General features: G+C 75.2%; 1 protein-coding gene. It reads left to right on the forward strand.

Annotated features, from left to right (window positions below):
- Positions 1-310 (forward strand): FGGY family carbohydrate kinase (locus KVT39_RS36710; protein ID WP_254640803.1); only part of this gene is annotated, 310 nt, incomplete at its 3' end.

The following is a 310-nucleotide window of genomic DNA, read 5'->3' on the forward strand; positions in this document are numbered from 1 at the left end:
ATGTATCTCGGCATCGACCTCGGCACCTCGGAAGTGAAGGTGCTGCTGCTCGCCCCGGACGGTGCCGTCGTCGGCGCCGCCCGCTCGCCGTTCACCCTGTCGGGGCCGCATCCCCGCTGGGCCGGACAGCATCCGGACGACTGGTGGCAAGGCACGCTCGCCGCGCTCGCGGCGCGGCGCGAACGGCATCCGCAAGCGTTCGCGCAGGTGCGCGGCATCGGCCTGTCGGGCCAGATGCACGGCGCCGCGCTGCTCGGCCGCGACGACCGCGTGCTGCGGCCCCCGATCCTGGGGGGCGGCATGCGCAGGG

The organism is Burkholderia sp. GbtcB21 (assembly GCF_019091065.1).
In the GTDB taxonomy this organism is placed as follows: Bacteria; Pseudomonadota; Gammaproteobacteria; order Burkholderiales; family Burkholderiaceae; genus Burkholderia; species Burkholderia pyrrocinia_C.